The sequence below is a fragment of the Streptococcus suis YS56 genome (genome assembly GCF_000440115.1).
In the GTDB taxonomy this organism is placed as follows: domain Bacteria; phylum Bacillota; class Bacilli; order Lactobacillales; family Streptococcaceae; genus Streptococcus; species Streptococcus suis_L.
Genome location: NZ_ALMY01000056.1, coordinates 22,133 through 45,552, shown reverse-complemented (window position 1 = coordinate 45,552; position 23,420 = coordinate 22,133). Strand labels below are relative to the sequence as shown.

Annotated in this window: 26 protein-coding genes and 1 pseudogene; 17 read left to right on the top strand and 10 right to left on the bottom strand. The window is 39.9% G+C overall.

The window, feature by feature from the left end; all coding sequences use genetic code 11:
• The first annotated feature begins 52 nt into the window (after positions 1–52).
• From SST62_RS0106490 to SST62_RS0106465, 6 genes are all read left to right on the top strand, one after another.
• Positions 53–670, top strand: coding sequence for a GDSL-type esterase/lipase family protein (locus SST62_RS0106490; RefSeq protein ID WP_024413844.1), 618 nt, complete (start codon positions 53–55; stop codon positions 668–670).
• 42 nt (positions 671–712) lie between these two features.
• Complete coding sequence (gene lepB, locus SST62_RS0106485; RefSeq protein ID WP_029186718.1) at positions 713–1,255, top strand: signal peptidase I; 543 nt, start codon at positions 713–715, stop codon at positions 1,253–1,255.
• 198 nt (positions 1,256–1,453) lie between these two features.
• Positions 1,454–3,265, top strand: coding sequence for a glutamine--fructose-6-phosphate transaminase (isomerizing) (glmS, locus tag SST62_RS0106480; protein ID WP_029186717.1), 1,812 nt, complete (start codon positions 1,454–1,456; stop codon positions 3,263–3,265).
• Between the two features lie 151 nt (positions 3,266–3,416).
• Positions 3,417–4,058, top strand: a complete 642-nt coding sequence (locus SST62_RS0106475) for an amino acid ABC transporter permease (protein WP_024375819.1) — start codon at positions 3,417–3,419, stop codon at positions 4,056–4,058.
• 9 nt (positions 4,059–4,067) lie between these two features.
• On the top strand, positions 4,068–4,700 hold the full coding sequence (locus SST62_RS0106470; protein WP_009909533.1) for an amino acid ABC transporter ATP-binding protein: 633 nt from the start codon (positions 4,068–4,070) through the stop codon (positions 4,698–4,700).
• 26 nt (positions 4,701–4,726) lie between these two features.
• On the top strand, positions 4,727–5,557 hold the full coding sequence (locus SST62_RS0106465; protein WP_024385321.1) for an amino acid ABC transporter substrate-binding protein: 831 nt from the start codon (positions 4,727–4,729) through the stop codon (positions 5,555–5,557).
• A gap of 180 nt (positions 5,558–5,737) precedes the next feature.
• Here SST62_RS0106465 and SST62_RS0106460 read toward each other — a convergent pair whose 3' ends face one another.
• The 3 genes from SST62_RS0106460 to SST62_RS0106450 are packed head-to-tail and all read right to left on the bottom strand — an operon-like array spanning position 5,738 to position 8,202.
• Positions 5,738–6,931, bottom strand: a complete 1,194-nt coding sequence (locus tag SST62_RS0106460; protein ID WP_029186716.1) for a cation diffusion facilitator family transporter — start codon at positions 6,929–6,931, stop codon at positions 5,738–5,740.
• 56 nt (positions 6,932–6,987) lie between these two features.
• Entirely contained in the window at positions 6,988–7,440 is a 453-nt protein-coding gene (locus SST62_RS0106455; protein ID WP_024400719.1) for a threonine/serine exporter family protein, read from the bottom strand.
• A gap of 3 nt (positions 7,441–7,443) precedes the next feature.
• Complete coding sequence (locus SST62_RS0106450) at positions 7,444–8,202, bottom strand: threonine/serine exporter family protein (RefSeq protein ID WP_029186715.1); 759 nt, start codon at positions 8,200–8,202, stop codon at positions 7,444–7,446.
• Positions 8,203–8,363: 161 nt separating this feature from the next.
• Here SST62_RS0106450 and SST62_RS0106445 point away from each other — a divergent pair, with 161 nt between their 5' ends.
• Positions 8,364–8,789, top strand: a complete 426-nt coding sequence (locus tag SST62_RS0106445) for a MarR family winged helix-turn-helix transcriptional regulator (RefSeq protein ID WP_024406937.1) — start codon at positions 8,364–8,366, stop codon at positions 8,787–8,789.
• A gap of 19 nt (positions 8,790–8,808) precedes the next feature.
• Complete coding sequence (locus tag SST62_RS0106440) at positions 8,809–9,168, top strand: DUF1304 domain-containing protein (protein WP_029172151.1); 360 nt, start codon at positions 8,809–8,811, stop codon at positions 9,166–9,168.
• A gap of 35 nt (positions 9,169–9,203) precedes the next feature.
• Here SST62_RS0106440 and SST62_RS0106435 read toward each other — a convergent pair whose 3' ends face one another.
• The 7 genes from SST62_RS0106435 to SST62_RS0106405 all read right to left on the bottom strand — a co-directional run bounded on the left by SST62_RS0106435 (position 9,204) and on the right by SST62_RS0106405 (position 14,779).
• Entirely contained in the window at positions 9,204–10,058 is an 855-nt protein-coding gene (locus SST62_RS0106435; protein ID WP_029186714.1) for a DUF4097 family beta strand repeat-containing protein, read from the bottom strand.
• On the bottom strand, positions 10,045–10,623 hold the full coding sequence (locus tag SST62_RS0106430; RefSeq protein WP_029186713.1) for a DUF1700 domain-containing protein: 579 nt from the start codon (positions 10,621–10,623) through the stop codon (positions 10,045–10,047). The genes SST62_RS0106435 and SST62_RS0106430 overlap by 14 nt, the downstream gene beginning before the upstream one ends.
• Positions 10,624–10,634: 11 nt before the next feature.
• On the bottom strand, positions 10,635–11,747 hold the full coding sequence (locus tag SST62_RS0106425; protein ID WP_029186712.1) for a DUF4097 family beta strand repeat-containing protein: 1,113 nt from the start codon (positions 11,745–11,747) through the stop codon (positions 10,635–10,637).
• Positions 11,744–12,061 carry a PadR family transcriptional regulator gene (locus tag SST62_RS0106420; protein ID WP_029186711.1) on the bottom strand — a complete coding sequence of 106 codons (318 nt, stop codon included), beginning with the start codon at positions 12,059–12,061 and terminating at the stop codon, positions 11,744–11,746. Before SST62_RS0106420 ends, SST62_RS0106425 begins: the two co-directional genes overlap by 4 nt.
• A gap of 148 nt (positions 12,062–12,209) precedes the next feature.
• A complete protein-coding gene (locus SST62_RS0106415; protein WP_029186710.1) occupies positions 12,210–12,608 on the bottom strand; it encodes a DUF5684 domain-containing protein in 399 nt (132 codons plus the stop codon).
• A 125-nt stretch (positions 12,609–12,733) separates the two neighbouring features.
• On the bottom strand, positions 12,734–13,954 hold the full coding sequence (gene pepT, locus SST62_RS0106410) for a peptidase T (protein ID WP_029186709.1): 1,221 nt from the start codon (positions 13,952–13,954) through the stop codon (positions 12,734–12,736).
• Positions 13,955–13,963: 9 nt separating this feature from the next.
• Positions 13,964–14,779 carry a Cof-type HAD-IIB family hydrolase gene (locus SST62_RS0106405; protein WP_029186708.1) on the bottom strand — a complete coding sequence of 272 codons (816 nt, stop codon included), beginning with the start codon at positions 14,777–14,779 and terminating at the stop codon, positions 13,964–13,966.
• A gap of 405 nt (positions 14,780–15,184) precedes the next feature.
• On the opposite strand from SST62_RS0106405, the gene SST62_RS0106400 reads away from it, so the two are divergent.
• The 9 genes and pseudogenes from SST62_RS0106400 (at position 15,185) to SST62_RS0106355 (ending at position 23,369) form a co-directional block, all read left to right on the top strand.
• Positions 15,185–15,655: an ATPase gene (locus SST62_RS0106400; RefSeq protein WP_029186707.1), complete on the top strand. Its 471-nt coding sequence runs from the start codon at positions 15,185–15,187 to the stop codon at positions 15,653–15,655.
• A 17-nt stretch (positions 15,656–15,672) separates the two neighbouring features.
• Positions 15,673–15,930: a hypothetical protein gene (locus SST62_RS0106395; RefSeq protein WP_002940881.1), complete on the top strand. Its 258-nt coding sequence runs from the start codon at positions 15,673–15,675 to the stop codon at positions 15,928–15,930.
• Between the two features lie 6 nt (positions 15,931–15,936).
• Positions 15,937–17,196, top strand: coding sequence for a DUF2130 domain-containing protein (locus SST62_RS0106390; protein ID WP_029186706.1), 1,260 nt, complete (start codon positions 15,937–15,939; stop codon positions 17,194–17,196).
• 25 nt (positions 17,197–17,221) lie between these two features.
• Complete coding sequence (locus SST62_RS0106385; RefSeq protein WP_079267448.1) at positions 17,222–19,954, top strand: AAA domain-containing protein; 2,733 nt, start codon at positions 17,222–17,224, stop codon at positions 19,952–19,954.
• Positions 19,955–19,964: 10 nt separating this feature from the next.
• Positions 19,965–20,288, top strand: a pseudogene (locus SST62_RS0106380) (PAS domain-containing protein); the annotation flags it as partial.
• Between the two features lie 33 nt (positions 20,289–20,321).
• Positions 20,322–20,753: a hypothetical protein gene (locus SST62_RS1000000112910; RefSeq protein ID WP_228376853.1), complete on the top strand. Its 432-nt coding sequence runs from the start codon at positions 20,322–20,324 to the stop codon at positions 20,751–20,753.
• Positions 20,754–20,805: 52 nt separating this feature from the next.
• Positions 20,806–21,681 carry a tRNA pseudouridine(55) synthase TruB gene (gene truB / locus SST62_RS0106365; protein WP_029186702.1) on the top strand — a complete coding sequence of 292 codons (876 nt, stop codon included), beginning with the start codon at positions 20,806–20,808 and terminating at the stop codon, positions 21,679–21,681.
• A 34-nt stretch (positions 21,682–21,715) separates the two neighbouring features.
• Positions 21,716–22,639 (top strand): bifunctional riboflavin kinase/FAD synthetase, encoded by a 924-nt coding sequence (locus SST62_RS0106360; protein WP_029186701.1) that lies wholly within the window; start codon positions 21,716–21,718, stop codon positions 22,637–22,639.
• Complete coding sequence (locus tag SST62_RS0106355) at positions 22,632–23,369, top strand: potassium channel family protein (protein WP_029186700.1); 738 nt, start codon at positions 22,632–22,634, stop codon at positions 23,367–23,369. The genes SST62_RS0106360 and SST62_RS0106355 overlap by 8 nt, the downstream gene beginning before the upstream one ends.
• Positions 23,370–23,420 lie beyond the last annotated feature (51 nt).

Genomic DNA, 23,420 nt, shown 5'->3' with positions numbered 1-23,420 from the left:
TTATTTTTTTCAACATGATACAATAGAAAATAAGAAAAATTGAGGAGTTCGTGTGTCAGATATAATGTATCCTGAGGTCCTAACCGTTGGAAGTGGGGCCGTAAAAGTTGCAACAGTCGGAGATAGTTTGACTTATGGATATGGCTTGGAGAATCGTGAAAAAGATGCCTATCCTTGTATTCTAGCTGAGAAACTTGGGCATCACTATCAAGTTTCAAATTACGGATTGAGTGGGCGTTCACTTCAGTCAACTGCAGATTTTCCTTACTTTAAAGAGAAGAATGCCCAACTTTCACTTGAGAGTGAAGCGGATATTGTCATCATCATGATTGGTAGTAACGATAGCCGAGGACCATATTGGAATAGGGAGAGATTTATTCGAGAGTATAGGGAAATGGCCGAGCAGTATATGGCTTTATCAAGCCAGCCGGATGTTTATTTAGTCATCCCGCCTTACGTACCAACCAGTCGTTTTGGATTGAATAATCAAATTATTGAAGATGAATTACAAAAGATTATCCCAGCTATCGGAAATGAACTTGGTTTACCAGTTATTAACCTTTACACTGTGACGGAGGGACATCTTGAATACTATAGCGATGGTCTTCATTTGACACCGCTAGGAAACCAAGTTATTGCTGAAGAGATTTACCAGCATCTCAGACACTAATGGCTCTAAATTGTGGTATAATACTAGTGAAATGGAGAGATTATGGTAAAAAGAGATTTAATAAAACAAATCAGTTTATTGGTCTTATTGATTTTTGGAATCATTGGCCTACGATTTTGGTTACTTGAGCCGGTCACGATTACCCCTGAGATGGCAAATACTTATTTGAAGGAAAATGACTTTATCATGACGGTGCGAAATGTCCGCCCGATTCATGGAGATTTTATTTTGTATAACCATGAGGGAAAAGAGTATGTAAGTCGTGTGATTGCCTTGGAAAACGAGACGGTTACCTATATGGACGATGTTCTCTATCGTAATGATATTATTGTTACAGAGAACTATTTAAAAACACCTCATTCACAAGAAAGTTATACAGATGACTTTACATTGGAAACCTTGACAAATGGAAAGTACAACGTCATTCCAGAGGGGCATTATTTGGTGTTGAATGATGTACGAACGAATCAACAGGATAGTCGTAGTTTTGGTTTGATTTCTAGTGAGGATATTGTTGGTAGACTGACTTTTCGGGTTAGTCCACTTTCAGAATTTGGTTTTATTAAGACAGGGCTGGTTCAGTAGAACTGGTCTTTTCATTTTTGAAAATCAGTGGTCTCGTTGTCAATGCAATTTACAGAATATGACTAGACCAATTAAAATGTTGACAAGGATGAAATCTTGTTATATACTGATTTCACTGGTCTTTTTAGATACAAATTAGACTATACCAATTTTTAAAGAAATGAAAGCCGATGTTAACAAACATCGTAGGTGAACTGTATGTGTGGAATCGTTGGTGTTGTAGGAAATACAAACGCAACTGATATTTTGATTCAAGGACTTGAAAAATTAGAATACCGTGGTTATGATTCAGCAGGTATTTTTGTGACGGGTGGTGAGCAAGCTCATCTTGTCAAAGCTGTTGGTCGCATTGCAGAATTGTCTGCAAAAGTTGGCGATAAGACCGAAGGGACAACAGGGATCGGTCATACTCGTTGGGCAACTCACGGGAAACCAACTGAGAACAACGCTCACCCTCACACTTCTCAAACTGCTGGACATATCCTTGTTCACAACGGTGTGATTGAAAACTATGCAGAAATCAAGGAAGAGTATCTTGCTGGTCATGACTTGAAAGGGCAGACAGATACAGAGATTGCTGTGCACTTGATTGGTCAGTTTGCTGAAGAAGGTTTGTCAACTCTAGAAGCCTTCAAAAAAGCATTGAAGATTATCCAAGGTTCATATGCCTTTGCCTTGATTGATGCCACGGATGCAGATACTATCTACGTTGCCAAAAATAAATCTCCACTTTTGATTGGTTTGGGCGATGGCTATAACATGGTCTGCTCAGATGCCATGGCTATGATTCGTGAGACAAGTGAATACATGGAAATTCACGATAAGGAATTGGTTATCGTGAAAAAAGATAGTGTTGAAGTCATGGACTATGATGGCAATGCGATTGAACGTGGTAGCTATACAGCTGAGCTTGATTTATCAGATATTGGTAAGGGAACTTATCCATACTACATGCTCAAGGAAATTGATGAGCAACCAACTGTTATGCGTAAATTGATTAGCGCCTATACAAATGAAGCTGGTCAGGTAACAGTTGATACGGATATTATTAAGGCAGTACAAGAAGCTGACCGTATCTATATCTTGGCTGCTGGAACTTCCTATCACGCAGGATTTGCCGCAAAAGACTTCTTGGAAAAATTGACAGATACACCAGTAGAATTGGGAATTTCATCTGAGTGGGGCTACAATATGCCATTGTTGAGCAAAAAGCCACTCTTTGTCATGATTAGCCAGTCAGGTGAAACTGCTGATAGCCGTCAGGTATTGGTTAAAGCGAATGAAATGGGCATCCCAAGTTTGACCGTAACCAACGTTCCTGGTTCTACCCTATCACGTGAGGCAACTTACACCATGTTGCTCCATGCAGGTCCAGAAATTGCGGTAGCTTCTACAAAAGCCTACACTGCACAGATTGCGACTTTGGCAATCTTGGCTAAGGCTGTCGGTGATGCAAATGGCAATGCCTACGCTAAAGAATTTGACTTGGTACATGAATTGTCCATCGTAGCTCAATCTATCGAGGCCAGCTTGTCAGAAAAAGATGTGATTGCTGAAAAAGTTGAAAAACTCTTATCAACCACTCGCAACGCATTCTATATCGGTCGTGGTAGTGACTACTACGTTTCGATGGAAGCCAGCTTGAAATTGAAAGAAATTTCATACATCCAATGTGAAGGCTTTGCGGCTGGTGAATTGAAACACGGTACCATTTCATTGATTGAAGACGGTGTTCCTGTCTTGGCCTTGATTTCAAATCATCCACACCTTGCAAGCCATACTCGAGGCAATATTCAGGAAGTAGTGGCGCGTGGTGCCAATGTCTTGACAATTGTAGATGAAGCAGTAGCTAAGGAAGAAGATGACATCACTGTTACAACTGTTCATCCATTCTTGTCAGCGATTGCTATGGTCGTTCCGACACAGTTGATTGCTTACTATGCAACATTGCAACGCGGTTTGGATGTTGATAAACCACGTAACTTGGCAAAATCAGTTACAGTAGAATAAGGTTAGAAGGTTCGGATTTCGGACCTTCTTTTCTGTCAATTGAAAAAATATACAAAATTTTGTTAAATTTATTAAAAATTCTGAAAAATCCTTTGTAATACAAGATATTTTCTGATATACTATAACCTAATCACTCTTTTAGGAGAATTCTATGGATTATGTTTTGGAAGTTCTGCCCAGTCTATTAAATGGAGCGGTGGTTTCCCTGCAAGTATTTTTTCTAGTATTGATATTATCCTTGCCATTAGGAGCTGTTTTCGCTTTTTTAATGCAGATTAAATTTAAACCCTTACAATGGTTATTGCATTTCTATGTATTAATTATGCGAGGAACCCCCTTGCTTTTACAATTAATTTTTGTTTATTACGTTTTACCAAGTGTCGGTATTACATTTGACCGAATGCCTGCAGTGATTCTGGCCTTTACGCTCAACTATGCGGCCTATTTCTCTGAAATTTTCCGTGGTGGTATTGAAGCTATTCCAAAAGGTCAGTATGAAGCGGCTAAGGTATTGAAATTTACCCCTGTTCAGACCATTCGCTATATTGTTTTACCACAGGTCGTGAAAATTGTCCTGCCAAGTGTTTTCAATGAAGTCATGACTTTGGTAAAGGATACTTCTTTGGTCTATGCACTTGGGGTTAGCGATTTGTTGTTGGCTAGTCGTACTGCTGCCAATCGTGATGCCAGCTTGGCGCCTATGTTTATCGCAGGTGCAATCTACCTATTGATGATCGGTGCGGTAACACTGATTTCGAAACAAGTAGAAAAGAAATTTGATTATTATAGATAGGAGGAAGTCATGTTAGAGTTACGCAATTTGTCAAAACGCTTTGAAGATAAACAGATTTTCTCCAACTATGATTTGGTCATTCCAGAAGGGAAAATTGTTGCCATCGTTGGTCAATCTGGCGGTGGTAAGACAACTCTTTTACGGATGTTGGCTGGTTTAGAGACTATTGATTCAGGAACTTTGATGTATAATGGTCAAGAACTGCCATTAGAGGAGTTGGGAAAACGACATTTGCTGGGCTTTGTCTTCCAGGACTTCCAGCTTTTCCCGCACCTATCCGTATTGGAAAACTTGGTTCTCTCTCCTATGAAAACGCAAAATATGTCGCGTTCAGAGGCGGAAGACAAGGCCCTTAAACTCTTGGATACTCTTGGACTTGCTAACCACGCAACTGCCTACCCATTTTCATTATCGGGCGGACAGAAACAACGTGTGGCTTTGGCGCGTGCGATGATGATTGATCCTGAGATTATCGGCTATGATGAACCAACTTCGGCCCTAGACCCTGAATTAAGAAAAGAAGTTGAGAAACTGATTCTTGAAAATAGGGCTACTGGAATCACACAAATTGTGGTCACCCATGATATGCAGTTTGCTGAGAATATCGCAGATGAAATCATCAAAATTGAACCGAAACACTAAGAAAAGGAACAAATATGATGATGAATATGAAGAAAATGATGCTTGGAGCTCTTGCTCTTGTAACTTCTTTAACTCTTGCTGCTTGTGGCTCCAATGATTCGGCTACTAAGTCTGATAATTGGACAGCCTACGAGTCTGAAAAATCCGTTACGATTGGCTTTGATAAGACCTTTGTTCCAATGGGATTTGAACAGACAGATGGTTCTTACACAGGTTTCGATATTGACTTGGCTAATGCAGTCTTTGAAAAGTATGGAATTACTGTAAAATGGCAACCAATTGACTGGGACTTGAAAGAAACCGAATTGAATAACGGGAATATTGATTTAATTTGGAATGGTTATTCTATTACAGATGAGCGTAAGGAAAAAGTTCTCTTCACAAATCCCTACATGGATAACCAACAAGTTCTTGTAACCAAAAAATCTTCCAATATTAGCCAAGTATCTGATATGAAGGATAAGATTTTAGGTGCGCAAGCAGGTTCATCTGGCTATTCAGTATTTGAATCACAACCAGCTATTTTGAAAGATATTGTTCAAAATAACGATGCAAGTCAGTATGCGACCTTCAATGAAGCCTTGATTGACTTGAAAAACGATCGTATTGATGGCCTCTTGATTGACCGTGTGTATGCAAATTATTACTTGCAACAAGAGGGAATTATTGCAGATTACAACATCATTGATGCAGGTTTCGAAAACGAAGCCTTCGCAGTCGGTGCTCGTAAATCAGATACTACACTCGTAGAAAACATTAATAAGGCGTTTGCTGAATTATATAAAGAAGGTAAATTCCAAGAAATCTCCCAAAAATGGTTTGGTGAGGATGTTGCAACCGATGCAGTAAAAAACTAATAATATAAGAAAAAGAGCCATGCGCTCTTTTTTTAATACTCTTCGAAAATCAAAATTATCCGTTGTCATCTTGCCTTGATGAACTCCAGTTCTATCTTCGGCTTCGTTTCCTAGGCTACTTTTGATTTTCATTGAGTATAAAACCAAAATTTAAGGTAAAGGAAAAGCCAGGTCATTCGACTAGGCTTGTTTTTTTGAGATCTGGTGGAAAATAACAGTCCAATTTTCATGACGGCGCCAAAGTGACGTATGAACATAATCACCAATTTCAAACGTAACCAATTTTGATTTTTGGCTTATGGAGGTCATTTGGTAATTGGATAAATACGTCGTTTGGATGGGGTGGTCGGCAAGCATCTGAGTTTTATTTCGATAGCGGCCTTTGGCATCAATTAAGAGATACTGGTCGTCAATCAATTCTTCATACCCATTCGCATGAGCTTGTATCTCTGTTTCAAAACGGAAGAGTTTATCGTACACATGCTCATACATCTCATCGTGTGGAATTTCAGATGGTTCTACGTGAATATCCACATCAAAAACTCCATGTTTGAGTGTTAGGAGTTGCTCAACCTGCTCAGTCACTTCATGACTTTCATAAACGGATAAGTCTGGATTCATTTCTAAAACAACATCAAGATAGATATTGGCTCCATAAGTCCGACCACGTTGTGATTTGACAGAAACGATTTTTGGGAGTTTGAGAATATCTTCCTCGTACTTTTTCAATAAATTTTCATCAAATCCATCAGACAGGGTAAAGAAACTTTCCATAAAAATATCGTAGGCTGTTTTTAGGATAAAGAAGGTAATGATGATGGCTGCAATTTTATCGACAATAGGGAAGTTGAAAGCCGCAGCAAAGATTGCGATAGAAGTTCCTATGGAAGTGACTGCATCGGATAGATTGTCCTTGGCAGCTGCTTCTAAGGCCTTGGAACGTACTTTTTTTGCCAAGCGGTTATTATATAAATAAACAGCTAACATAACTAGTGCAGAAAAAATTCCGACAATGGCCCCCATAATGTCTACTTCGATAGAAGAATTGCTGATTAGTTTTTGGAGGGTATCATAGAGTACTTGGAAACCAACGACAAACATGATGAAGGATGTAATCAAGCTTGCTAAATCTTCCATTTTCCAGTGTCCAAATTTATGATCGGTATCAGCTGGTTTCTGTGCCATTTTTAGTCCAATAAGTACAGCGATATTACCGATAATATCAGAAATATTATTGAAGGCATCTGCTCGTAAGGCATCTGAATGAAAGAGCTGTCCTGCAACGAGTTTGATACCTGATAAGATAATATAGGCACCGATAGATAGCAAGGCACCACGTTCAGCAAGTTTTAGATTGGTTACGTTTTGGTTCATAGCATCTCCTTTGATAAGTTTTCATTTTAACAAAAAGGCCCCTTATTTTCAAGGGGTTAGGCTGTTTTTTTGCCTGTTCGAAGAACCTTATAAAGGCGTAATAATATTGTTCCGCTGGCCATACCGATGGGAATGACTAAGGCTAAAGTTAAGACGGTAGTGATATTGGTTAGGGCTTGAGCGTGGTCACCAGAAACGAAATAAGTCGTGGTCATGTAGGCTCGATAGCCTGGAACAAGCGGTGCTAGGATAGCAAGTGAAAAAATAACAGATGGTGTTTTAAGCAAAATACTCATGATTTGACTAATGCAAGATCCGATAATTGCTGCAAGGAAGGTTGCAATCAGTACATTAGTTGGTCCTAATAATGAAAGATAGATGAGCCAGACTAGCATGCCTAGGAGTCCACCAGGGACTAGCATTTTTCTTTGAACATTGAGAACAATTAAGAAGGCTGCGATAGCGATATAAGAGGCGAGTGCCTGTAATAAGAAGTTAACTGGTGTCATAGATTACCTCACAAGCATAAAGGCCACAGTTGTACCTGCACCGAGCGATAAGATAATAAGCGCAGTTTGGAAAAATTTGGTCATCCCTGTATTGATATGATTGGTCATAAGGTCTCTTACAGCATTTGTAAAAGCAATCCCTGGTACAAAAGGCATGACTGCCCCTGCGTTAATTAAGTTGGGATTGATGGGGAGAGTAGTGGTTGCGCTTAATAAGTAGGAGGTAAGTGAGAAGACAAAGGCGCCAACGAAGGTGGTAACAAAATCAATTCCAACGTAACGCTCGACAATCAATGAGATAGGGAAAGCCAAAGCCGTTGCGAGGACAGCACCTGCTGCATCTAAAAGAGAACCCCCGAACATAATGGTAAAAAATGGTGCGGCCACTACGGCAGCTAAGGTTATTTGGATATTGTTATAAGGTGGCTTTTGTTGTTTGATTGCATTTAATTGGCTCCAAGCGTCTTCTAGGCTGATTTCTTCATTGGCTAGGGAACGGGAGATTTGGTTGACGTCACAAACTTTCTGCATGTCGTAATTTGAATTTACGATGCGTTTCATACGCGAAATATTCGTATGGTCGATGGAGAAAAAGATAGCAGCAGGGATGGCAAGGACATTGGCCTGTTCAATTCCTTGTGAATGTGCAATCCGAATCATGGTATCTTCAACTCGGTGAATTTCTGCACCGCTTTGTGACAAAATGGCACCAGCGAGCATGAGCACATCTATGACCAAGTTTAGTCTAGGAGTGTTTTCCATAAGTAAGTCCCATCCCTCTACTAGTTATTTTCTTAATTATAACAAAATATAGGTGTAGGCAACATATTTTTTTAATAGTTAGGCAAAATAGTTGAAAATTGTTCAGATTGTAGTATAATTGACTTATCAATGATTGATTAATCAATCAAAAGAGGTAGATAATGCAAGAAATGGAAGATTTGTTATACAGACTGAAAGTGGCAGATGAGACGATTTCCAATCTTTTTGAAAAGCAGTTGGGAATCAGTTTGACACGCTATTCAATATTGCAAGCATTATTAAAAGATGCACCCCTGCATCAGTTGGCTTTGCAGGAGAGGCTTCAGATAGACCGCGCAGCGGTTACACGTCATCTCAAATTGTTGGAAGAGAGCGGCTATATCATTCGCAAGCGAAATCCTGACAATCAGAGAGAAGTACTTGTCTGGCCAACTGAGCAGGCTAGGGAAGCGCTAGTCACGAGTCCTTCTGCTCACCACCTAGCTATTAAAGCTTCGATGAATCAGATTCTAACTGTTGAGGAGAGTGAGCAATTCCTAGCCACTCTTGATAAACTGTTGATTGGCTTGCAAAATCTACCTATATAATATTTTGAGAGGAGACATTATGTCTATTTTTACCACTATTCTAGCTAGTATCGTAGCTATTGAGCACCTATATATCATGTATTTGGAAACCTTTGCGACCCATTCAGATTCTACTAGTCGTGTCTTTAATATGACAAAGGATGAATTGCAACGTAAGTCTGTGACGACACTTTTCAAAAACCAAGGTATTTACAATGGTTTGTTGGCTGTCTTTCTCTTGTATGGAATTTTCACAGGAAACCTTGAAATTACAACTATTTTTGTCTTGTTTGTTATTGGAGCAGCAGGTTATGGAGCTGTGACATCTAGTCCAAAAATTATCTTGACCCAAGGTGGACCAGCCATCTTGGCACTGATTTCTATTTTGTTGTTTAAATAAGTTAAAAAGCCTTCCGTCAGGAGGGCTTTTTGCAATTACCGAATATTCAGTTCCCCATCTAGTGTAGAAATATCGAGGTAATTTGTAGCTTTGGGATTAATATAGTTTGGAAGGTCAATTCCGCTATTATTTTGACTGGCATCTATGTAGATGTCTGTTTTGGTTTGTGAATGAAGAGAAATGTCAATCGAACCATTGTAATTACTGATGCCATGCCTTCCCTCTAGTTTTAGGTTTTTTGCTTTAAAATCACCATCCTCAACAGTTAGAATACTTCCGGTAGTATCGGAAATGTCATTCGGACTTGTTAATGTGGAATGATTGATTGCTACTTCTCCATTGATGTGTAATAGCCTAATAAGGCTGATGTGACTGTTTTCAATCAACATGTCACCATTTTCAACAAAGAGTTGGAAATCTTGAATAGTCACTTTATCCAGATAGACATCTCCTTGAATGCTCCCTGAGAGTGTTTCGATTGTGCTATTTTTAGGGACCTGTAAGACAGGTTGGTAGTAGGCAATATTCTGGTCATTGACAAGATTTAAGATAGGTTCGAGTAAACCATCATATGTAACGATACCTTGATAGGCACTAGAAATGGTTAATTTCCCACCTTGGACTTGGTGACTGAGGAGGTCGATGTCTTTATGCTGATTTCGATAGTAGTGGAGGTGGAATTGGTTGTCGGGCGAGGGCATAATGGACAGTTTTTCATTAATCTCTATTGCCCTAATGTCACTAAAACTGGCTGTTTGAGGCTGAAAATAGTTTTCTGCAACAAGTTTCATATTTGTCCAACCGCCAGCTAGGTAGCCAATGAGGCTTAGAATAGCTCCAAGACTTAGCAGGCTCAGACTGATTTTCGTAAATGGTTTAAGCTCTTTCATGATACTCTCCTTTGCGAATGGTTCTTTGTATCCAGTGTAAAACAAGCAAGAAGGTTTTGCTTCCAAGGTCTAGAGTGAATTTACTACCCAAGAGGGTGAGTGCCAAGCAGACAAGGGCTAGCCCTGTGAAGAGGAGGGAGGAGGACCATGAGAGAGTGAAGAGGTCGAAGGCGAGGAGAAGTTGGGCGATTGCTAGACTGAGGAGGACAATCCAAAGTGATATTAGGAGTAGAAAGGCACTGAGGATGAGCAGGAGTAGGATAATGAAGAGGGCAACTAGGGTGATTGCTAGGGGGATGCCGATTGGTGCGGCAAGGATGGCGAGGATGGTCAACCAGACCATATTGCGAGTATTGGGTTTATCTTCCGTCCGTTCTTTGTCATAGAGGGTCGCTAGAATTTCACTTGCGGCTTCTTTAGGACTGCCCAATTCTTGAATAGCTTCTTCGTCGTTTTCTTTCTCATCGAAAAATTCATTGAAATAGTCCAAGGTATCTTGAAAATCTTCTTTTGGCAAGTGTTTGAGATGTTTTTCAAGTTTCTGTAAATATTCCTTGCGATTCATAGGAACCTCCTTTATCCTACAGTAAGCTGGCAGTCTTGACAATGAATAACCAGCTGAGCAGGGCTATTTTCTTGCTTGTAGCTGAGATGAGTGGTGTTATCCTCTTTCATCATGGTAAACGCCTTATCCTTTGGAAGTTTGAGGCTAGAATCTTCCTCCCAGATGTCCAAACTGATGTCCGTACTTGGTTTAAAGGTTAGGACAGAATCTTCAGCCTGGCAGTTTAGGCTCTTTTCAAGGACAAAATCCTTCAACTTCCAGACACAATCTTCTAATCTTATCCTTGCATCTGAAAGGCTCATGCTTGAGAGAGTGATAACAGCATCGCTGGCTTCCAATTTCAACTCATCCAGTCGCCCATCTGAGATAGTGAGTGTAGAGTCCTCTAACCCTAGGGCAGAGCTTGGACAGCTTACTTTCGTCATGCTGATGCTACTATCTTCTGCATTGATGACGAGCTGTTCGCTCGCCTGCACAGCCGCCACCGTCAGACTACTATCTGTCGTTTTCAGATTGAGACTCGTAAGGGGCAGGAGTACTTTAGGGATTTTGAGAATAGCAGAGCTGGTTTGCTGGTTGGAAAAGTAGAGGTGGTCTGGGAGTGGCTTGCTAGATAGGTACAAACTATCTTGGACTAGCTGATAGTCAAAAGCCCGATAGGACATTTCTTCAGAAAATGGATTGTGTAATACTACCTTATCACCTTCATAGCTTTGCACACTAAGTGCCTGGTCTTCGAGAATAATCTGTAAACTTGCAAAATCAGGTAATTCTTCAATCTTCGTCTGCAATTCAATCCTTTCCTTAGCTTGAAAGGCTGAGTGTTTGAAATTGTTGAAAAAACCATCCCAGTCAAATTGAAAGTCAAAGTCAAAATCGAAATCAAATGCTTTAGTTGATTGTGAAGTGCCTTGGTCATCCTTAGCAATGAGGGCATCTTCGGGCAGGTTGGCAATGATTTCCTTTGCAGCTTCATCAGGTGTTCCTAGATCTATAATAGCTTCCTCGTCGTTATCCTTTTCGTCAAAATATTCATTGAAGTAGTCCAGAGCTTCCTGTCTGGCACTTGGATGGAGTTGAGATAGTGCTTGTTCCAGTTTGTTCAGATAATCTGCGCGTGTCATTTTCGTAGGCTCCCTTCTATAATTCCGTCAATATGGTCTTTGTAGGCATTCCATTCACCCTGCAGGAAGGGGATGTGCTCACGTCCAGCAGGTGTGATGGTATAGTATTTCCGCTTTCTCCCTTGAAATTCTTTGGTATAGGTGGTAACGTAGCCAGCCTTCTCCAGTTTTTTCAAGATAGGGTAGAGCGTGGACTCCTTTATGTCAGCAACTATCTTGATGGTCTGACTGATTTCATAGCCATAGGAATCTTGCTTTTCCACAATGGCTAAGACCAGAAATTCAATCAAGATAGAGGATACGGGGTAGTACATGAACTCACCTCTTTATTTTTATGTAAATTATTTATATATAAATTATATACCTATTGTTTACTAAAATCAAGTGATTATATAAATTTTTTATATATTTTTTAAACAAGTAAAAAGCCCCTTCTGAGCTGAAGAGGGGCTTCGTTTTACATTAGTCGATAAAGAATTCTTGTGGACCTTGGTAACGACTTCCGTCATTAAAGGCGATGTAGAGGTTAAAGATAGGTGTAAGAAGAACATAGAAGATAGCTTGTACAGCTGACAAACCGAAGCTACGACCAAAATTGTAAACGAGATAGATGCCATATAATGGCCCTGCTAGTGGAATCAGTAAGAATAGAATGAACCATCTTTTTTCATAGCCAAAGGCGATGCATTGTTGGATATAGAGGTTATAGATTGGAATGATAGATTTCCAACCTGCATAGCCCGCTTTTTTGAAGAGGATGTAGTTGGAAATAGCAACAAGAATATACCAAATAAATGAAAATAGTAGTGTTGTACCCCAAATGCCAATGAGAATTCCCTGTGCTAATGTTTCTTCTGTCATAATAAAACTCCATTTCTTTTTTATAGTTCTATTATATCAGTATTAGTTCAATAACACAATATAAAATTGCATTTTTTTAAAATTTTCTGAAAAAGTCGATTTTCCAAAGAAAACCGACTGAAAGATTATTTATAAGCGACGATTCCGAGAATGACATCGACGGCTTTTTCCATGGTTTGCAGGCTGACAAACTCAAAGCGGCCGTGCATGTTTTCACCACCGGCGAAGATATTTGGCGTTGGAATGCCCATGAAGGAAATCTTAGAGCCGTCTGTTCCTCCGCGAACAGGCTCAATCAGTGGCTTAATGCCCAGATTTTCCATGACGTCCTTAGCGATATTGATTGGGGTCATATCTTTTTCAATGATTTTCTTCATGTTGTAGTACTGGTCATGCAGGTTGACAATGACACGTGGAGTGTCAAAGTTGGCATTCATCTTTTCAGCAATATCAAGCATGAGTTGCTTGCGGGCTTGGAAGTCTTCTTCCTCAAAGTCACGGATGATGTAGGTGGTAGAAGCAGTATCGACGCTGCCTTCCATGTTCATCAAGTGGAAGAAACCTTCGTAACCTTCAGTTTTTTCAGGACGGTCTGCTTCTGGAAGGGCATTGTGGAAATCAATAGCCATCTGGAAGGCATTAATCATCTGGTCTTTTGCTGAACCTGGGTGGACATTGCGTCCAAGGAAATCAATCTTGGCACCAGCTGCTGAGAAAGTTTCGTACTGGAGTTCGCCCAGTGGTCCACCGTCCATAGTGTAGGCAAAGTCCACATCAAAGTCTTCTACATCAAACTTGTCTGCACCGACACCGATTTCTTCGTCAGGACCAAAGCCGACACGGATTTCGCAGTGTTTGATGTCCGGATTTTGGACTAGGAATTCAATGGCTGTCATGATTTCCGCAATTCCTGACTTGTCATCAGAGCCTAGTAAGGTAGTACCATCTGTGGTAATCAGTGTTTGACCGTGATAGTTGGCAAGTTGTGGGAAGTCTTTTGGATGCAATTCGTAGCCAGAAGTTCCCAAGGCAATTGGGTTGCCGTCGTAGTTTTCGATGATCTGAGGATTCACACCTTCTGCGTTGAAATCCGCCGTATCCATGTGGGCGATGAATCCAATCTTACGTGTCAAACTTGGGTCGTTAGCAGGTAGTGTTCCCACAGCAAAACCATTTGGCAGGTAGTGGACATTCTGTAAGCCGATGCGTTTCATTTCAGGCAGAAGGATATTCTGTGCAAACTCGACTTGGTTTTGGGTAGATGGAGTAGTTGTCGAATTTTCATCTGAGCGAGTATTTTCTTTGACATAGACTAAAAAGCGGTCTAAGAGTGTTGGGTATTTCATAGTGTCTCCTTATTTGTTCAAAATATGTTTTTTAATGGCTTTGGCAACGCCGTTGTTTTCATTGGTGTCTGTGATGTCCTGTGCGATAGCCTTGACCTGTTCGTTGGCGTTACCCATGGCAATTCCCAGACCGGCAAATGCAATCATTTCCAGGTCGTTGTTGGCATCTCCCATAGCCATGATTTCTTCTGGGAGGATACCGAGGCGGTCTGCCAATTTTTTCAAACCAGTGGCCTTGCTTGCTCCGTTTGGTAAAATTTCCAAGAGATAGTCCTGTGAACGAACGGTGGAATAGCCTTGGCTGAGTACAGGATTGTGTTGATTTTCAAAGGCATCAATATGCTCTTTTTCACCGACGAACATGGCTTCAAAGAAGCGATGCTGACCTGACTTGGCTTCTTTTAAATCAATTGGTTGAGGAGTCATTCCTACCAAACCTGCGTCTAAATTAACGCGTGCATTGGCTTTTTCTGCAAGCACGAAATAATCTTCCTCATCAAAGAGAGAAATTTGTACATCATCATTTTCAATAAAAGTGGAAAGATAATCAATATCTGAGATAGATAGTTCTTCCCAGTCAATCAGGCTCCAATCCTTTGTCGAATGGGTTGAACAGCCGTTATTGACAATGATAAATTCTTCCTCGGTGTCAAAGCCGAGCTGCTCTACGAAAGGCTTCACACCAGCCAAGGGTCGACCAGTACAAAGAACAATCTTGACGCCCGCTTCAACAGCCTGATGAATGGCATCAATCTGTGGCTGCATCAGCTCTTTTTTCTCGTTTAAGAGGGTTCCGTCCATATCAAGAGCGATTAGTTTAATCATATAAACCTCCTTGTTTTCAATACATCTAGTATAGCATAAAATGAGAAAGGAATGATTGAAATACTAAACTCTGTTCTATATTGTAAAATAAATTGGGTGGCGGATAGATGAAATGAAAGTGTAAAAAATAGAAGTGTTTCAAAAATGACAATGTTCATTATGTGGCAGGAAAGTCTAACATTGCTAGGGGATACAAAACATGGAGTATGAGCCAGGTAAACAAAGGTAAGGACTGTCTATGAAAGATGTTATAAAAAATAATTCAGATTTCAAGATACCGTTTTTCAATCCTTTGGAATGAATAGCACTCATGCTTGATTATGATTAAAGAATAGAGGCAATGGAAATATCGGTTATGGACCAGTATTTTTTTGGTATAATAGGGGAATAGAAGAGGAGTTATGTATGAAGATTAGTGTTCAGAAAGAGTCCGAGATGTACCTGCTAACTATTTCCTATACTGTTCCAGCTAGTTTTGCAGAAGCTTGGGACTTGTTGGCGACAGATAGTGGTTTTGCCCGCTGGTTTCCACAGTTAAACATTGTAGGAAATACGCTGGTTTTTGAAATGGAAGACTTCTGTGAAACCATGGATTTACTGGAATATCGAAAAAATGAGAAAATTGCCTACAGGTGGGATTCAGCAATGGTTTCATTTGCACTGTCTCAGCTAGAAAATCAGACCTTGATTACTTTTGAAGAACGAATTCCAGAAGATTTTGGTAATGAATTTGCTAATGCTCAAAAAGAGATGACAGGATGGTTGGTGCAAAATGAATGTATCAAAAAAGTCTTTGAAGGTCAGGAGTCGCCTGTACGTCAACCCTTGCAGGAAAAGTGGAGGACTTTTCTGGAGCTTGAATTAGAAGGTTTGTGATTTGAAAGGAGGCTGTTATGAAAAAGTGGTGGGAACAACTGAAAGAAGAATATTACGAAACACGGTTTGATTCTAATGAAGATTGGATGGAATGGTTTATCAAACGGAAGATGACCTGGGGATGGAGATGGCCGACTGCCATAACGATTTTTGTCCTTTGGGCTCTATCGCTTCCAGATGCTAGAAATGCGGTTCGTTTCTTTTATTTTTTATTGGCGCTGGGAGTAGCTACGGTTTTACATAAATTAATATCTTATTTGAAAAGAAGAAAGTGAGAGCATATGCATCAAATTACTTGCCCCCATTGTGGGACGGCCTTTCAGGTCAATGAAACAGAATATAGTCAGCTTTTAGCCCAGGTGCGTGGTGCGGAGTTTGACAAGGAAATCCATGAACGATTGGAGCGGGAACGAGAATTATTAAGCCAGAAGGCTGAAAATGATTTGCAGGCTAGATTGAGTGATAAGGATAAGGAGATTCTGGAACTGACCGCAAAACTTGATAAATTTGCTAGTCAGACGGAACTGGAAATCAGCTCTGCCATTTCCCAAAAGGACCAAGAAATCCAAGAGCTTAAGGCTCAGTTGGGGCAAATCGGTTTGGCTAAGGACTTGGAGTTGCAACAGGCGGTGGCTCAGGTGGAGAAGGAACGGGATGCGGCTCAGAATGCTTTGGCCATGCAGGAACAGAAGCAGGAGTTGGCTTTGGCGACCACTCGTCAGGAATACGAGGTGCGGCTCAAGGCGGCGGATGAGCAGGTGGAGTTTTATAAGAACTTCAAGGCCCAGCAGTCTACTAAGGCAATTGGAGAGAGCTTGGAGCAATTTGCTGAGGCGGAGTTTAACAAGGTTCGTTCCTATGCTTTTCCACGTGCCAAATTTGCGAAGGACAACGAAGTATCAGCGTCCGGTTCAAAAGGAGATTTCATTTTCCGTGATTTTGACGAGTCGGGCTTGGAATTTATCTCCATCATGTTCGAAATGAAAAACGAGGCGGACACGACCAAGACCAAGCATAAAAACGCTGATTTCTTTAAGGAGTTGGATAAGGACCGTCGGGAGAAAAAATGTGAATATGCTGTATTAGTCAGCATGCTAGAGGCGGACAATGACTATTACAATACAGGGATTGTGGATGTTAGTCATGAATATGAGAAGATGTATGTCATTCGACCACAGTTCTTTATCCAATTAATCGGAATTTTACGAAATGCTGCGCTTAATAGTCTGCAATATCAGCAGGAGTTAGCCTTGGTTAAGGAGCAGAATATCGATATTACTCATTTTGAAGAAGATTTGGAAATTTTCAAGAATGCTTTTGCAAAAAACTATCAATCAGCCAGCACCAATTTCCAGAAGGCTATTGATGAAATCGACAAGGCAATCAAGCGAATGGAAGCTGTTAAGGCAGCCCTGACCACCAGCGAAAACCAGCTTCGCCTAGCCAATAATAAACTAGACGATGTCTCCGTCAAAAAACTAACCCGCAATAACCCGACTATGAAAGCCAAGTTTGAGGCGTTGAGGGAGGAGGAAGATTAAGATTGAAAGTGAGAGTGGAGATATGGTGAAAGATAGAAAAATAATTTTGATTGATGGAGAGGACAAGTCAGAAAATATCGAATCGCTTCAATTGATTCGTTACAAAGGGAAGCTCTACTTTGAAATTTATTTTAAAAATAATGTCCAACCTTATCGCTACAATATGCAGAGAGTTGAGGTGCTGAAGTTTTCCAAACAGTTGAATCCTTCAGAGATAGGAGTTTATAGAAGGCAAGATGGGGTTTTATTAAATAATATTGAGTCAATTATTGAATTCAATGGAACGCACTCACGGGCTTATATCATCCGCTACAAAAATGGCACTGGAAAATTATATATGGGGAGAGACCTAGAAATACGGCAAAATGAGTTGACACATTCGAATAGTCGTCATGTTTTTAGTTATTTGACGGAACTATCCAAGCTGAATCCTCTGAGAAACTCTGAGACCGATCAATTGCTCTTGTTAAAAAGGTATGAGGAATTGGATTATGTAGACAAAACAGTTGCTTTAGCGAGCTATCTAAGTCCCAGTAAGAAGAATAACTTGCCGTTTCATGGGGAACTGATTTTCCCTTTTGGTTGCAATAATAGTCAATATAAAGCAACAAAAAATGCCTTAATAAATCAATTTAGTGTCATTCAAGGACCTCCTGGAACTGGTAAGACACAAACGATTCTGAATATTATAGCTAATATAGTGATACGGAATAAGACGGTTCTAATTGTTTCTAATAATAATGCAGCCATTGATAATATTTACGAAAAACTGAAGAACTATGGTCTTGACTTTCCCGTGGCTTATCTTGGAAGTGAAAAAAATAAAAATAATTTTATTCTCAATCAGTATAGTATGTACCCTGATTTTTCTTCTTGGAGATTAAAAGATAATGGTATGGAAAGCCTTGATAAGGAACTAAATGAAAAGATTCGTAGGCTTCCTCGTATTTTTGAAATTCAGGAAGAAGTGGCTAATCTGAGACAAGAACTTTCAGAATTAGAAACGGAATTTCGCCATTTCAAAGATTTTTTTGAGCACATAAATATATCGCCTATAGAATTAAAACTGTATTCTTCTAAGAAGTTATTTAAGCTTTGGAATGAATTTGAGGAATTCTATAAAAAGAATAGAAGGTTAGGTTTAATTTTTAAGATAAAAAACTTTTTATTATATGGTGTTAAAAACTGGGAACTTTATAAACAAGAATTATCTGATTTGACAATACAATTTCAGAACCTATTTTATCAGCATAAACAAACAGAAATAAGGAATAAATTAGAAACTCTTCAAGAAGAATTGGTTCACTTAAATGGTACGGAAGTTTTAAACAATTTTACCAGTGATTCATTAAAGATTTTCAAAAATTTTCTAGTTAGTAAGTATGGGAATGGAAGAAAAAGAGTACAGTTTACAAAGGAAGATTTACGGAAACAATCGAGACGAGTTCTTCTAGAATATCCCATTGTTCTTAGTACAACATTTTCATCAACAACAAGTTTAGGAAAGAATATTACCTATGATTATTTAATCATAGATGAAGCCTCACAAGTGGATATTACAACTGGGGCACTAGCATTATCCTGTGCTAAAAATGTTGTAGTTGTTGGAGATAGTAAACAGCTACCGCATATTGTCACAAAAGATGTCAAAGAAAGTAGTGCTCAGCTTTTCCATAAATATGGTGTTCATAGTGGTTATGAATACACAAACAGTTTTCTTCAATCGGTACTAAAAGTGATTCCGAATATTCCAGAAACGCTATTACGAGAGCATTATAGATGTCATCCCAAAATTATCAATTTCTGCAATCAAAAGTTTTATAATGGTGACTTAGTGATTATGACAGGTGATAAAGGGGAAAAAGATGTTCTTCAGGCTATTAGAACACCTAAGGGAAATCACGCTCGTGATCACTATAGTCAGAGAGAGATTGATATAATTCTGAAAGATGTTATTCCAAATTATGAAATCTATCGGGAGCGGACAGGAGTTGTCACGCCTTATCGAAAGCAGAAAGAGAAGTTGCAAGAGCAAATTGATGATTTGGAAAGCGATACAGTCCATAAGTTTCAGGGAAAAGAAAAAGATACGATAATCATCTCCACGGTTGATAATAGCATAACACGTTTTACGGATGATCCGTACTTACTAAATGTGGCGATATCAAGAGCTAAAAATAAATTATTTCTTGTCATGACTGGGAATGAGCAATCATTAGATAAAAATATTAGTGATTTATTGGGATATATACAATATAATAATTTTGAAGTAAGAGAGAGCCCTGTATATTCCATCTTCGATTACTTATACAAACAGTATGAGCAAGAAAAGGAGGAATATTTTAGAAAACGAAAACGGATATCGCGATATGATTCTGAGAATTTAATGTATCATCGGATTAAGGAAGTATTTATGAGCGATGAAAAATATAATAGTCTAGATGTTATACATGACTATAAACTGCATAATCTTGTGAAGGATTTTACTCGACTAACAGAAGTGGAAGCGAAGTATGCAAGGCATGGAAATACGCACCTTGATTTTTTGATAATCAATAGACTTACCAAAGCACCTGTACTAGCTGTAGAAGTAGATGGATATGCATTCCACAAAGGTAATTCTAAGCAGTTTGAACGTGATATTATGAAGGATAACATTTTGAAAAAATGCAACATCCCCCTAATCAGGCTTAAAACAAATGAGAGTCAGGAAAAAGAAAAATTGATTGAAATATTGGATGGATTACTAGGAAGATAGCAATGAACATGACGACATTTTCCAATATTATAATGACAGCCACCCTGTTGAAGACATGATTTTCAAACGGACGCCAAGCCAGATAGGACGTCATGTGGAGTTCTGCCATCCACCCAAAATCTTAGACAAGGTCAAGAAGATTTTTGAACTGCTTCGCACGGGACAAAAAAACCAGGTGACCATGTGGTTCAAGTCCGAGAGTATGGGCAAGTTTGTCTATGTGGTCTATAAGGCCGTGCGTGATGACCAGGGAGAGTTTCAAGGCGTCTTGGAATACGTCCAAGATATCCAACCATTTTTTGAGATTGACAGCGATTTTCATCGGGATATTTAGAAAATCTTGTATGTAATTGTGAAAGGAAAGAAAATGAAACAATTTGAACGCATATATGAGAATATAGATTTAATTATCTTCAGAGCAGATTATATTGAGGGAAGAAGTGTAGAAGTAGCAGTTAGTCTAAATGAACACGACTATTTGATACAGCATGTTGATAAAAAAGGCTTAGTTGAAAATGAACCAGAATATACTCCTATTCGTATGAGCAAGGCAAAAAAATTCAGAGAATTTTTGAAAGAAATTAAATTATTGGAGTGGCCTACCCTAAAATTAGGAGATAAAGGATATCATGATGCTCCGTTGACATTCTCTTACGGCTATGACGAAGAGGAAGAGGTCGGGATTGACGAAGCTGTTCCCTTTGGTGCGGTGCCTTCTGAAACCATGCGACGTGTTCATAAGGAACTGGAGAATTTGATAGGTACGACTTTTGGTAGCTATCGTTTTTATGATGAGTAAAAAATAAAGGACCGCCCACAAGTGCGGTCCTTTATGTTATAATGGGAACATGATTTCAGGAATTATTAACGTCAAAAAAGAAGCGGGCATGACCTCGCACGATGTGGTTTTTAAGCTCCGCAAGATTTTGCAGGAGAAGAAGATTGGGCACGGGGGCACCTTGGATCCAGATGTGACAGGCGTTCTGCCCATTGCAGTCGGCAAGGCCACGCGCATGATTGAGTATATGCAGGACGAAGGCAAGATTTACGACGGGGAGATTACCATCGGCTACTCGACCACGACAGAAGATGCGTCGGGCGATATGGTCGAGCGGACACCAGTTTTGGACATAGCAGAGCAGGCAGTTGATGAGGCCATGGCTAGCTTTGTCGGTACTATTACCCAGATTCCGCCTATGTACTCTGCTGTCAAAGTAAACGGCCGCAAACTCTATGAGTACGCACGGGCGGGCGAAGAAGTCGAGCGTCCTCAACGCCAAATTGACATTTACAGTTTTGAGCGGACTAGCCCGATCGAGTTGGATGATGACTGCGCTCGTTTCACCTTCCGAGTTCGCTGTGGAAAGGGCACCTATGTTCGTACCCTGTCTGTTGACTTGGGAGCTAAGCTTGGCTATGCCAGCCATATGTCTAAGTTAGAGCGAACAGGCTCAGCAGGAATGAGCCTGGCTGATGCCCTTACAATCGAAGAAATTGCTGACAAGGTTGCCCAGGAAGATTATTCCTTCCTCCGTCCTATTGAGCAGGGAATTGGTGACTTGCCAGTAGTGGAACTGACAGCTGACCAAGTGACAGAGGCCAAATTTGGACGGTTTGTAGCCTTAGACAGTCAGGCGGACCTGCTGGCAGGCTTTTGTCAGGGAAAATTGGTCGCCATTTTGGAAAAACGGGAGCAGCTCTACAAGCCCCGCAAGGTTTTTTTGTAAGGATTTCCTTTCCAGTTGTGATAAAATAAACAATATGAAGATTAGAACGATTAAAGATTATCAAGAGTTTCATCAAGAAGAGCCGACTGTTTTGGTGTTAGGCTATTTTGATGGGATTCATTTGGGGCATAAGGCCCTTTTAGAACGTGCGAGACGAGTGGCTGATGAAAAAGGATTGTCCGTAACTGTCCTTACTTTTCCAGAAACACCTCGTCTAGCTTTTGCGCGATTCACACCAGAATTATTACTCCATTTAACCAGTCAAGATGAGCGTTTCCGCTTGTTGGAGAAATATGGTGTGGATCATCTGGTCTTGACGGATTTTACCAGTGAGTTTGCTAGTAACACGCCAGAGCAGTTTTTGGAGCGTTATATTAAAGGAATCAATGCTCAGGTTTTGGTCGCTGGTTTTGATTATCATTTTGGAAATTGCAGAGCAGATGTCCAGGATTTGACTAACTTATTTGACGGTCAGGTTGAAATTGTAGACGAAGTCTGTCTAGATGGAGAAAAGGTGTCCTCTACCCGTATTCGACAAGCTATCCAAGCAGGAAATGTTACTTTAGCCAATCGCCTTCTGGGTTATCCATTTATGACAGAAGGCATTGTTGTTCACGGTGATGCTAGAGGCCGTACAATCGGATATCCAACTGCCAATTTAGCCCCATTTGATCGCGTATATTTACCATCGGAGGGAGTCTATGTAGCCGATGTCGAAGTGGATGGTAAACGGTATCGAGCCATGACCAGCGTTGGGAAAAATGTGACCTTTGATGGAACAGAAATGCGGATTGAAGCCCATATTTTTGACTTTGATCGTTTTATATATGGTGAAAAAATGACCATTTTCTGGCTTGAGAAGATTAGGGACATGGTAAAATTTGATGGTATCGAAGGCTTGATGGAACAAATGAAGTCCGATGAAGTGTTTGCCTTGAATTGGGGTCAGCATGATTAAACGATTGATTCGTCATCCTTTTTATGAGAAGGCTATGACCTACATAGCTGTAGTCTATGTATTTCTTATCGTACTTGAATTAATGGATGCTAGTATTGCCAATTCTAGTGGCTATCGGGTACTGGATTGGCTCCTGTGGTTTATCTTTGTCTGCGATTATTTTGCTCAGCTTTATTATGCGGATGACATACTTGAATATGTACAGGGGCATATCTTGGAATTAATTGCCATTATTCCATTTGATTCATTCTTCAGTTTTCTTCGCTTGGGAAGACTTGCACGACTCTTCAGATTGGTCAAAGTAACGAGAATATTTGCCCTGTCTAATCGATTCTGGGATACAATCAACAAGCTTTTGCATACCAACAGTTTATCCAAGGTATTGATGCTAAATAGCTCAGCAGTACTAGTTGCAAGTGTCTTATTATCAGTAATTGAAGGAAAATCATTCTTCGATGCACTTTGGTGGTCCATTGTAACGATGACAACTGTAGGGTATGGAGATATTGTCCCCCAAGATACGATTTCTAAAATTATAGCCATCCTCTTGATGTTGGTTGGTATTTGTACTTTTGGTATGGTTACCTCCACAATAACTCGTTTTTTCTCTGAAACGGAGCGTGAAACGAAGTTGGATACCTTGACGGCAAAAATTGATGAACAAAACGAAATATTGCTACGCTTAGAGAAAAAAATAGAATCTTTGGAAAAATTACAGGGAAGAGATTAGATTTACTATTGAAAACTCTTTTAAGTTAGAGTATAATACAAGAAGAAAAAT

Bases quoted from the DNA above. Each gene is read 5' to 3' on its own strand.
- lepB (WP_029186718.1), top strand. From the start codon at position 713: ATGGTAAAAAGAGATTTAATAAAACAAATCAGTTTATTGGTCTTATTG.
- glmS (WP_029186717.1), top strand. From the start codon at position 1,454: ATGTGTGGAATCGTTGGTGTTGTAGGAAATACAAACGCAACTGATATT.
- SST62_RS0106475 (WP_024375819.1), top strand. From the start codon at position 3,417: ATGGATTATGTTTTGGAAGTTCTGCCCAGTCTATTAAATGGAGCGGTG.
- SST62_RS0106470 (WP_009909533.1), top strand. From the start codon at position 4,068: ATGTTAGAGTTACGCAATTTGTCAAAACGCTTTGAAGATAAACAGATT.
- SST62_RS0106465 (WP_024385321.1), top strand. From the start codon at position 4,727: ATGAAGAAAATGATGCTTGGAGCTCTTGCTCTTGTAACTTCTTTAACT.
- SST62_RS0106460 (WP_029186716.1), bottom strand. From the start codon at position 6,931: ATGAACCAAAACGTAACCAATCTAAAACTTGCTGAACGTGGTGCCTTG.
- SST62_RS0106455 (WP_024400719.1), bottom strand. From the start codon at position 7,440: ATGACACCAGTTAACTTCTTATTACAGGCACTCGCCTCTTATATCGCT.
- SST62_RS0106450 (WP_029186715.1), bottom strand. From the start codon at position 8,202: ATGGAAAACACTCCTAGACTAAACTTGGTCATAGATGTGCTCATGCTC.
- SST62_RS0106445 (WP_024406937.1), top strand. From the start codon at position 8,364: ATGCAAGAAATGGAAGATTTGTTATACAGACTGAAAGTGGCAGATGAG.
- SST62_RS0106440 (WP_029172151.1), top strand. From the start codon at position 8,809: ATGTCTATTTTTACCACTATTCTAGCTAGTATCGTAGCTATTGAGCAC.
- SST62_RS0106435 (WP_029186714.1), bottom strand. From the start codon at position 10,058: ATGAAAGAGCTTAAACCATTTACGAAAATCAGTCTGAGCCTGCTAAGT.
- SST62_RS0106430 (WP_029186713.1), bottom strand. From the start codon at position 10,623: ATGAATCGCAAGGAATATTTACAGAAACTTGAAAAACATCTCAAACAC.
- SST62_RS0106425 (WP_029186712.1), bottom strand. From the start codon at position 11,747: ATGACACGCGCAGATTATCTGAACAAACTGGAACAAGCACTATCTCAA.
- SST62_RS0106420 (WP_029186711.1), bottom strand. From the start codon at position 12,061: ATGTACTACCCCGTATCCTCTATCTTGATTGAATTTCTGGTCTTAGCC.
- SST62_RS0106415 (WP_029186710.1), bottom strand. From the start codon at position 12,608: ATGACAGAAGAAACATTAGCACAGGGAATTCTCATTGGCATTTGGGGT.
- pepT (WP_029186709.1), bottom strand. From the start codon at position 13,954: ATGAAATACCCAACACTCTTAGACCGCTTTTTAGTCTATGTCAAAGAA.
- SST62_RS0106405 (WP_029186708.1), bottom strand. From the start codon at position 14,779: ATGATTAAACTAATCGCTCTTGATATGGACGGAACCCTCTTAAACGAG.
- SST62_RS0106400 (WP_029186707.1), top strand. From the start codon at position 15,185: ATGAAGATTAGTGTTCAGAAAGAGTCCGAGATGTACCTGCTAACTATT.
- SST62_RS0106395 (WP_002940881.1), top strand. From the start codon at position 15,673: ATGAAAAAGTGGTGGGAACAACTGAAAGAAGAATATTACGAAACACGG.
- SST62_RS0106390 (WP_029186706.1), top strand. From the start codon at position 15,937: ATGCATCAAATTACTTGCCCCCATTGTGGGACGGCCTTTCAGGTCAAT.
- SST62_RS1000000112910 (WP_228376853.1), top strand. From the start codon at position 20,322: ATGAAACAATTTGAACGCATATATGAGAATATAGATTTAATTATCTTC.
- SST62_RS0106360 (WP_029186701.1), top strand. From the start codon at position 21,716: ATGAAGATTAGAACGATTAAAGATTATCAAGAGTTTCATCAAGAAGAG.
- SST62_RS0106355 (WP_029186700.1), top strand. From the start codon at position 22,632: ATGATTAAACGATTGATTCGTCATCCTTTTTATGAGAAGGCTATGACC.